The 9,682-nt window shown below is 63.7% G+C and carries 4 protein-coding genes and 5 pseudogenes; 4 read left to right on the forward strand and 5 right to left on the reverse strand.

Annotated features, from left to right (window positions below; genetic code table 11):
* Window positions 1-172: 172 nt before the first annotated feature.
* The 3 genes and pseudogenes from ACZ7HQ_RS43995 to ACZ7HQ_RS44005 form a co-directional block, all read left to right on the forward strand.
* Window positions 173-439 (forward strand): hypothetical protein, encoded by a 267-nt coding sequence (locus tag ACZ7HQ_RS43995; protein ID WP_471002893.1) that lies wholly within the window; start codon window positions 173-175, stop codon window positions 437-439.
* A gap of 330 nt (window positions 440-769) precedes the next feature.
* Window positions 770-1,033: pseudogene (locus tag ACZ7HQ_RS44000) on the forward strand (helix-turn-helix domain-containing protein); the annotation flags it as partial.
* 76 nt (window positions 1,034-1,109) lie between these two features.
* Window positions 1,110-1,487, forward strand: a pseudogene (locus ACZ7HQ_RS44005) (IS6 family transposase); the annotation flags it as partial.
* A gap of 161 nt (window positions 1,488-1,648) precedes the next feature.
* Here ACZ7HQ_RS44005 and ACZ7HQ_RS44010 read toward each other — a convergent pair.
* Window positions 1,649-2,074, reverse strand: a pseudogene (locus tag ACZ7HQ_RS44010) (winged helix-turn-helix domain-containing protein); the annotation flags it as partial.
* A gap of 226 nt (window positions 2,075-2,300) precedes the next feature.
* Window positions 2,301-4,586 (reverse strand): hypothetical protein, encoded by a 2,286-nt coding sequence (locus tag ACZ7HQ_RS44015; protein ID WP_471002896.1) that lies wholly within the window; start codon window positions 4,584-4,586, stop codon window positions 2,301-2,303.
* Window positions 4,587-4,935: 349 nt separating this feature from the next.
* On the opposite strand from ACZ7HQ_RS44015, the pseudogene ACZ7HQ_RS44020 reads away from it, so the two are divergent.
* A pseudogene (locus tag ACZ7HQ_RS44020) lies at window positions 4,936-5,801 on the forward strand (transposase); the annotation flags it as partial.
* 46 nt (window positions 5,802-5,847) lie between these two features.
* Here ACZ7HQ_RS44020 and ACZ7HQ_RS44025 read toward each other — a convergent pair.
* From ACZ7HQ_RS44025 to ACZ7HQ_RS44035, 3 genes and pseudogenes are all read right to left on the reverse strand, one after another.
* Entirely contained in the window at window positions 5,848-7,068 is a 1,221-nt protein-coding gene (locus ACZ7HQ_RS44025; protein WP_471002899.1) for an IS110 family RNA-guided transposase, read from the reverse strand.
* 470 nt (window positions 7,069-7,538) lie between these two features.
* Window positions 7,539-8,632: pseudogene (locus ACZ7HQ_RS44030) on the reverse strand (IS110 family RNA-guided transposase).
* 326 nt (window positions 8,633-8,958) lie between these two features.
* Window positions 8,959-9,682, reverse strand: a 724-nt coding sequence (locus tag ACZ7HQ_RS44035; protein ID WP_471002901.1) for an IS30 family transposase, incomplete at its 5' end; no start/stop codon positions are given.

A 9,682-nucleotide genomic window follows, 5' to 3' on the forward strand; every position in this document is an offset into this window, starting at 1 on the left:
CGATCTCCCACAGCCCGTCCGGAACAATCCAACTCCACGTACCCCGCCCCATAACCAAGTCCAACGACCCAGCCCCACATAGGACACGGTCTAAAGCCTGAGGATTCGAAAGCCAAGGACCATCCGGACCAGGTTCGTGAGGATGCTGACCGTAAGGCGGCGGATCAGGCGCGTGAAGATCGGGCTCGTGAGGATGCTGACCGTAAGGCGGCGGATCAGGCGCGTGTGGACCGGGCTCGTGAGGATGCTGACCGTAAGGCGGCGGACGGGGCTCGTGAGGATCGAGCTCGTGAGGATCGGGCTCGTGAAGATCGGGCTCGTGAGGCGTCGGACCGGGCACGTCGGGACCGGTAGTCGATCCAAGGTTGTCTGGGAGGCTGCTGACTGGCTGGCGCGCTGGTTGAGGCTTCTCAGGCACAGAGCCTCCCCCTCACCCTGAGCTGGTCAGACGAAGGGTGAAAACGGGATCACCAAACGGGGCTCGCCGCGGCATTGTCAACTTTGACGACCCATCAGATGATCACGCAGGCGATTATGGCTCTGCGCCTTTGAATCCATGAATGAAGCGCCGCCTCGACGCGCCACAGGCGGGTCCCGGTCGGGATTTTCCTTCTTGATCATCTGTCACTGAACCCTTCTCATCCTGTGCTTCGCGGCCGTTGGCGGCTGCCGGTCGGGTCCGTAACGCGGCAGGGCTCCTGGTCGTTGCGCTGGTGATCTCACTCATCAACGTGTCGACACAGGAGCCCTGTTGGTCCCGCATCGTGCCATGCTTGACGTCCCGCATGAGGTCGTTGAGTACGTTTCCTGACTCATCTACGCCCGAAGGTGTGAGCTGAACTCCCGCTGGCGCAAACTTGGCTGCTTCCGGCAGGCCCTGCTCGTGCTGGTCCACCTGCGCAAGAACGAGACGCTGGCCCAGGTCGCCGCAGCCTTCGGCGTCTCCACCGCCACCGCCGGCCGGTACGTGACCGAGACGGTCGAGATCCTCGCCGAACGCGCTCCGAGCCTGCACCAGGCACTGCGCGACCTGCCACCGGAGGGCGTTATCAAGTTGAGTGGTGGGGTGCGATGATCTTGGTGGGGATCGTCGTGGGAGGGGTCTGCTGGTGGACAGTGCTGCACCGTCGTACCGGGGCTTCCGGTTCCCGCCGGAGGTGGTCGCGCACGCGGTCTGGCTGTACCACGGTTTCCCTCTGTCCTTCCGTGATGTGGAAGAGCTGCTGTTTGAGCGCGGTATCCAGGTCTCGTACGAGGCGATCCGGCTGTGGTGCGAGCGGTTCGGTCCGGCCTATGACGCCAGGCTGCGCCGGCGGCAGCCCCGGCCCGGGGACCGGTGGCATCTGGACGAGGTGTTCATCAAGGTCAACGGGCAGATGCGGTACGTATGGCGCGCGGTGGACCAGGACGGGAACGTCCTGGACATCCTGGTGACCGACAAACGCGACACGGCCGCGGCGAAGCGGTTCTTCCGCAAGCTCCTCAAAGGGCACTGTCAACTTTGACAGAGTGACAGATGATCAAGAAGGAAAATCCCGACCGGGACCCGCCTGTGCCGCGTCGAGGCGGCGCTTCATTCATGGATTCAAAGGCGCAGAGCCATAATCGCCTGCCTGATCATCTGATGGGTCGTCAAAGTTGACAATGCCCGCTCGAGGGCCCGGCGCACCGGGACCTGCCAGGACCAGCCGTGTCTACGCAGCAGCTTCCACACCCCCTGGACGGTGTACCCCACGTGGAACAACCTGCCGATCAGCAGCTTGATCCGTTTCAGGGTCCACCGCTGGTCGTCCTCGAAACCATGCGCCAACGGCCCCCGCTTCAACTCCGCCAACAGCCGCTCCCACTGCTGCGGCGTCAGCCTCTCCATGTTCATCGGCCCCTTGGACAGCAGCGCCTGTCTGCCACCCGCACGCCACTGCCGCCGCCACTTCCTCACCGAGACCACCGAGACCCGGAACGCGGCCGCGACATCAGCAGTCCGCTCCCCACGCTCGAACCACTCGGCCGCCTCCAGCCGCACCCGCGCTGCCTGCTCTTTCGGCGTCAGGCCACCCCCACCCGCATACCTCACAAACCCAGACATACAGCAGAGATCATGAAACGTCAGCCGTCGAAACCCGCCAGTTCAACCTGAGTACGTTGACCGACGGCGGGCCGAAGGCAAGACAGACCGCGAGATCCGCCGCTGCCTCAAGCGCTACCTCGCCTGACGCCTCTACCGTCATCTCAACAACGCCGCCGCCGCTGAATTGGGGGTTGACGGGACATAGAAGCTTCATAGGGGCATCAACATCGACCTACTCCACGTGGCCAAAGTCACGGTTTTCACGATCACGCGCTTCATCCTCAGCACGCTGACGATCCGCATCCTCCTGGCGTTTCTGGTCAGTCTCCTGCTTCTTCCGTGCGTCATCTGTCTTCCGCGTGTTATCCTCTGCATTCTGCTTCTCGGACATGGCCTTCGGGTCACTCAGCGGACCGACCTTGGCGAGCTTGTCCCTGGCACGCAGTGGGCCGAGAGCATCCTGCTCATGCCTACTCGGATTCTCCCTCAGAAGCTCAGAAACCCTGCGCTCCTGCCCCTCATTACCCTTCGACTCCAGCTCATCGATCGACCGCGGATTCCGCGTTCTGGCCCCACCAGTCGTCTGCCCGGGCACCGCATCCAGCGAATCATGGGGGCGTGACAGCGGCGGGAGTTCCCCTAGCTCAGCTTCATGTGGCGGCGCGGGCTTTGTCCCTTCAGGCTTCAGCTCAACCTTGGTCTCTTCGGCCCCCGCCGGCAGCGGCGAAATGCGCCCATTCCACTCGGCCTTTTTTAGCTTATAATCAGCTACCTCTTCTCGTTTCAGGTTTCGTATTGTTCCGTCCGACTCGATCGAGATGCCGGCCTCGTAATTAAGGACTTGATCCTTAGCGTCCCACCGAGTTCCATCTCGTCTGTCGATGTACTGCAAATTACCTTCATTAACTACAGTGTCGTGATCCTGCCCATGAATGAGGTCATGGAATTTTACGGGCAGCGACTCGGTGTTCGGATTTTTGCTTGGCGTGGCAGAATAGACCAAGGTGCCCTCCGGTGCGTGCTGCCACTTTCGCGTATTGTCCTGCACATAGACCACCCCTCCCTCCACCAGAGCCTCCTGGAGGTGGCCCTGCTTGCTCTTGAGAAAGAGCTGCCCGTCACTTTTTACGGGGATAGGCTTCCCGTCGCTGCCGCTGTAAGCTAGGGGCAGATTCACTAACGGCAGCGACAGGCTTCTGTCCTTATCCGACTGGCGACGCGTCCACTCTTCCAGGCGATATGTAGCCGTTGTAAACAGAGGAGTATTGGACCATTTATAGGTTGCCTCAGATTTGGAGAGCAGCGACTCATAGTAGTGCTTCAAACGAGTCGCATAATCGACGGTCAGATCCGAAGGCTCCTCACCGCGTGCGGCTGCCCTCGCCAAAGCGTCGCCCATTCGGGCCAATAAGTGTTGGTAGGCAGGAAGCTTCCATACAGCCGGGGTAACATCCCCGTTGACCTGATGCGACCATTCCCGCCCATTTTCCATCGCCCGCGTCTTACCTACGAGCTCGTCTAAGATTTTAGGGTCCGCGAGAAAGTCCTGCGCCGGCATGTAATGCTCCAGGGTGACACTCGGCATCCCATGCTCGAGCTGGGTGACAGGCTTAAGCCCAACCCGCTCCAAGAGGACATTCTGCAGGGATTTTAGGGACTCAATTCCGTGCTCGCGCGAAACGCCCGAACCACCCCACCCGAGCGTAGCCGCCTCCTGACTTAGCAATCCTACGCCACGCATACGCGCATCAGCCTCGTAAAGGTTGCTTTCTTCCTTCTGTTGCCACCCCTCCCAGACCGCTGAATAAATAGAGTTGGCAAGCGTCTTCTTATTTTTAGCAGTCCGCTTAGATGCCGGCAACTCCTTCACGGCCTGATCATAAATTTTAAGCGCCGTGTCGTCCCATTTGTCGGCGCCCGACGGGTCGCCCCAAATCTTCTGACTCGCCCAGTCAAAGAGGTCACCCCCAGCCTCCCACACATTTTCAGGAATGACAATTTTATATTTCCCAGCAGTCAATTTATGCGCCCCAAACTTCGCCACGGCCTTGGCCAGTGCATCACGCAGCGAAGATGGGATTATAAAGGAGCTTTTCCATTTCGCATAAGCTACATAACTGTCATAAGCAGCCTCTCCGGTACTTACCAGTAAATTCCGGTCCTGCGGCTTCTCATCGTTGACAAGGCCGGACCTGTCAGCAGTCAGCGCGCTGGCTGCCGGAGCTGCGATCGGGCCGGTCGTCCCATATACAGTCTTGCCCGAATTGTTGTAGACGGACAATTCCTGGGCCATCCCAAGATTATTCCTGCCAGGCTTACGCACATGTCCGTCAAACTCATTCTCGGTAGCCTCAGACTTCTTCTTGATGGATACCGGAGCCACGACGGGCGCTGCGACGGCCTGACCGGCAGTAGCCGCACCTACCCCAAGCGCGCCACCTAAGGAAAGGGTAACGGCAGCATATCGGTTCGCTACCGAGATCGAACCCTTGCTTGCCTTCCTGCGGCGTTTACTCATTTCACGCTCCAAGAACTCAAAATCAAGGAGGTCGCCTCACGGCAGCGGCAAGGTTGCCTAAAGGCGACAGGCGCCAGATTCGCCGCCCTGGGATGGGGCCTTTACGCCCAGGACCGGCAAGGACCTCACCCTGCTACACGGGACGCATGCCCTCCTCGTGTGACGTCGTTCATAGGAACGGTACGCCCCGCCCCAAATGCCTGCAATAGCTACAGAAGGATGCATTCGGACACATCCGACACGGGATCTGAGTCGGCAAGAGCCGAGATGGTCTAGGGGCCTGTGTGAGGTCATGATCAATCTCGGGTTCTGGTCCCGTGCGGGGCCGGGAACTGGTAGGACGCCGGGTGTGACACGTAGGCAACTCACCGACGAGCAGTGGGAGTTCATCGAGCCGTACCTGCCGATAGGCGAGTACGGTCCGTACCCCGAGCGGCTGCGGGAGCAGTTCGAGGGGGTGATCTGGCGGTTTCGGTCCAGCGCCCAGTGGCGCGAGATGCCTGCCGAGTTCGGGCCGTGGGCGACGGTCTACGGGCGCTTTCGCGTCTGGCGGGACGCCGGGGTATTCTCCGCTCTTCTGGAAGGCATGATCGCCGAAGCCGCGCGCCGGGGGCAGACGGACTTGTCCCTGGTCAGCGTGGACTCCACCACTGCCCGCGCTGACCACGACGCGGCCGGGATGCACATCGGCAAGGACATCATGGAGGCCGTTGAGGAAGCCGCCGCCGAGCAGGAGCAGGCCCGGCAAAAAGCCCGGCAAAAAGGGGCGGCCCGCCAGGACAGAACGCACAGGACGGAAGGGACGACCCCGAGCAGGAAGAGCGACGGCGTATCCGGCGACGGCGCAAGCTCCGCTTGAATCAAGCCCTGCTCGGCAGATCCCGTGGCGGTCTGACGAGCAAGATTCATCTCGCCGCTGACCGCAAGTGCCGTCCGCTCTCCCTCGTACTGACCGCAGGACAGGCCGCCGACAGCCCGCAGTTCTTCGCCGTGCTGCAGAAGATACGGGTCCGTCTTCCTGTCGGCCGGCCCCGGACCCGACCCGACGCTGTCGCCGCCGACAAGGCCTACTCGTCCCGCGCTAACCGCTCTTACCTGCGGAAACGCAACATCAAGACAGTCATCCCGGAGAAAAAGGACCAGGCCGCCAACCGGAAGAAGAAAGGCCGCCGGGGCGGCCGCCCCACATGCCACGACGGCGATCTTTACAAGGATTCCCAATCATGATGTCAAGCCAGGATGGTGACGTCTTGTGACGGGATCACGCCGCTGCGAGAGTGGGGCGGGACGTGCTGAGCTCGAAGGTTCGGTTGTCCCGTATGAGAGCCCAGAGCACGTTGAGGCGGCGCCTGGCCAAGGCCAGGACGGCCTGCTTGTGGGACTTCCCCTCGGCGCGTTTGCGCAAGTAGAACGCCTTGGACTCCGGGCAGAAGCGGGCGGCGACCTGGGCGGACATGTAGCACATCCGCAGGAGTCTTCGGCTGTATCGGCGGGGCCTGCGCAGGTTGCCGCTGACCTTCCCGGAGTCGCGCGGAACGGGCGCGAGTCCGGCGACGCCGGCAAGCCGGTCGGCGCTGCCGAAGGCCGTCATGTCGCCGCCCGTCGCCGCGATGAACTCGGCCCCGAGCATGTCGCCGATGCCGGGCATGCTGGTGATCACCTCGGCGGCGGGATGCTCGCGAAACCGTTCCTCGATGAGGGCGCTGATCTGCGCGATCTCCTCGTCCAATGCCATCACCTCCCTGGCCAGGGTGTAGACCATCCTGGCTGCGGTCTTCTCCCCAGGGACGGTGGTGAGCTGGGCCTCGGCCGAGGCCACCGCGAGGTCCGCGACCTTAGAGGGGCTGTAGACCTTGCGGTTCTTCAACCAAGCAGTGAGGCGGGCCCGGCCGATCCGGCGGAGGGCGGCCGGAGCCTGGTAGCCCGTCAACAGCACCAGAGCGGCCTTGGAAGTGCTGTAGTCGAAGGCCCGCTCGAGCGCGGGGAAGTACTCCAGCATCTGGGCACGAAGTCGGTTGATCGCACGGGTGCGGTCCGCGGAGAGGCCCAGGCGGCGGGCGGTGAGGATCTTCAGATCGACCGCGATCTCGCCGGGCTCCTGGAGGGTTTGCAGGTCGCGGCGCATTCGGGCCTGGTCGGCGATGACGTACGCGTCTTTCGCGTCGCTCTTCCCGTCGCCCCGGTAGGAACCGGAGGCATGGTGCACGTTCCGGCCGGGGATGTAGAGCAGTTTCTGCCCGTGGTTGACCAGCAGGGCGATCCAGAGGGCGGCGCCACCGGTGTTCAGGTCCACCGCCCAGGTCACCGGACTGCCGTCGGCGAAGTCCAATACCTCGCCCAGGAGTTGCAGCAGCTCGGCCTCGTCGTTGGCCACCCGGCGCGAGATCACCTTAGCGCCGTGTTCGTCGATCACAGTGCAGTGGTGCTCGGCCTTGCCCGCATCCGTCCCGGCCCACAGTTCGGGCACCCGGACCTCCTTCATCGTGTCCTTGTGCTGTCCCAGCAGACGACCTCGCTGTCACGTCCATACGAGCGATCCGGTTCGCGCATCCCAATCAGCAGTCGAGTCGTCGCGGGGGCCCGGGCGGCCAATCCTTGTAAGCCACACCAGCGACGAAGGAACACAAGCCACACCCGAAACCCCTGGGTGTCCCGATCTTACGAATGACCGGGATCAGCCCAGAACCAAGGTATGGAGCGGAACACCGTTGAGCGGCTCGTCAACAAGATGAAGGCCTGGCGGGGCATCGCCACTCGATACGACTGTGAGGATGGCGGTGCCGTCTCGGCGGTGCCTGACCCGCGATACGACTGACTATCTTGTCCTGAGTCTTGATCTGTCGGCCACTGTCCGGGACGGCACTTGCTGCCGCCAGGCCGGCGGGTGTGTCCCGATAGGGGCCTTTGCGACAGGCACCGTCACAGATGCCCCTATGGATGTCAAGCGGTGGCTCAGGCCGGTCCCGGGCGGCCAGCCACAGTGTTCGTGGGGACAATGAGCCGGTAGATCTCTCGTGCGACGTACCGCTTGAGGCAGCGGATGATCTCGCGGCGCGTCTTACCCTCGGTGAGACGTCGACGCAGGTAGTCCTGGGTGCGGCCATCCCAGCGCAGGCGGCTGAGGACGATCCGGTAGAGAGCGGCGTTGGCCTGTCGGTCGCCGCCTCGGTTCAGTCTGCGGCGCTGGGTCTTGCCGGAGGATGCCTCGACCGGGCTGGTGCCGCACAGGGCGGCGAACGACGCCTCATTGTTGAGGCGTTCGGGGTTGTCACCGGCCGAGATGAGCAGGACTGCCGCGCTGTCCGGGCCGACGCTCCATGGACGTCGAGCAGTGCAGGAGTACTCGCTTTGATCGCCTCGGCTATCAGCTTGTTGAGGTCGTTGATCTCCTCGGTCAGGCTCTGGATGCGGCGGGCCAGCAGTTTCAAGGTGTGACGCGCGGCCCCTGCCGGCCCGGAGATCTCCGACTCTGCGAGTGCGGCACACTGCTGGAACAGCTTCGAGTTGCTCAGCCCGGCCAGGGACTCACGAAGTTCGGCATCTGCGCAGACCAGGACGCTCTTGAGCTGGTTGATGGCCTGGGTCCTGGACTTGATGGCGGACCCCTTGGCCAGCTTGAACAGCCGCAGCATCTCAACCGGGCCGTCGCTTGTCTTCGCAGCGGCGGTGGCACGACCGGACAACACGGCGCGGGCGGCAGCCTCGGCATCGATCGCGTCGGTCTTGCCGTGGCGCCGTCGGGCGGCCTTGTCGGGCTGGTTGACCTCGGTCACCTCGATGCCTTCGGCCCGCAGGTGCCGTGTCAGGCCGGCGCCGTAGGATCCGGTGCACTCGACCCCGGCTCGCCGCAGTATGCCGAACGAGCGTGCCCAGGAGACGAGTTGACGGTACCCTTCCGCAGTCGCCGGGAAGCTGCGGCCGTCCAGAGCGGCCCCGAGCGTGGTGATGACCGCCGCGGCGTGGACATCCTTATGGGTGTCCACGCCGAGCAAGATGTCCTCGCCGGCGCCCGCCGGGACGTGACATGGGGCCGTGGGCTGCGTGATGCTGGGCAAGGTCGCCTGTCTCCTGATCGCCTCGGGTGCTGGTGGCCGTCGCCGGGCCGGGGCGGTCAAGACTGTGACGGTGCCTGTCGCGAAGGCCCCTATCGGGACACGTCCCCTGCCCGGCGGCAGCGAGCGCCACTCCCGGCGGTGGCCGACAGATCAATGCCAAGGCAACGACGCCAGTCGTAGCTCGGGTCAGGCCCCCCGCCCGGAGCGGCACCTGATCATCCTCACAGTCATAGCTTGAGCCGACCCGGCCCATGCTGCGGCGGATGCCGTGCCGGCGGCAGACCTCGGCGAAGGCGGCCGCGCTGTATTGGGCGAGTTCAACCAGTCGTTGCAACACCGGGCTGTTGCAGCGAGCGTAGCTGCTCTTCGAGGACCTCGGCGGGTGTCCGCCAGCCGAGGGTCTTGCGGGGCCGGTTGTTGATCGCCATGGCGACGGCTTCGAGGTCCGTGGACGACCACCGGGACAGATCGGTGCCCTTCGGGAAGTACTGACGCAGCAGCCCGTTCGTGTTCTCGTTCGTCGGTCGTTGCCAGGGCGAGTGGGGATCGGCGAAGAACACCTTCGTCCCGGTATCGATGGCGAACTGGGCGTGGCCGGAGAGTTCCTTTCCGCGGTCCCAGGTGAGGGTTTTGCGTAGCTGCTCGGGCAGCTGCGTCATCGACGTCGTGAGCGCTGCGTTCATCGCGATCGCGCCATAGCCCCCGAGTGAGGTGCCGTTCTTCGCGGGCGGGTTCTCGCCCCAGCCCTCGAGCCGGGGCAGGTGCACCAGGAGCGTGGAGCGGCTGCTGCGCTCGACCAGCGTGCCGATCGCGGAGCGACCCGTCCCGATGATCCAATCGCCTTCCCAGTGTCCGGGGACCGCGCGGTCTGCGGCCTCGGCGGGGCGTTCGCTGAGGATGACGTCCGCGGTGACATGCCCCTGCGGTTTGTTCCGTGACCGTGCATGGGGAGTCCGCAGCGCCCGGCCGGTGCGCAGGCACGTGACCAGTTCCCGCTTGAGCGCGCCACGGCCCTCGATGAACAGCGCCTGGTAGATCGCT

Source organism: Streptomyces sp. NPDC037290, assembly GCF_055603245.1.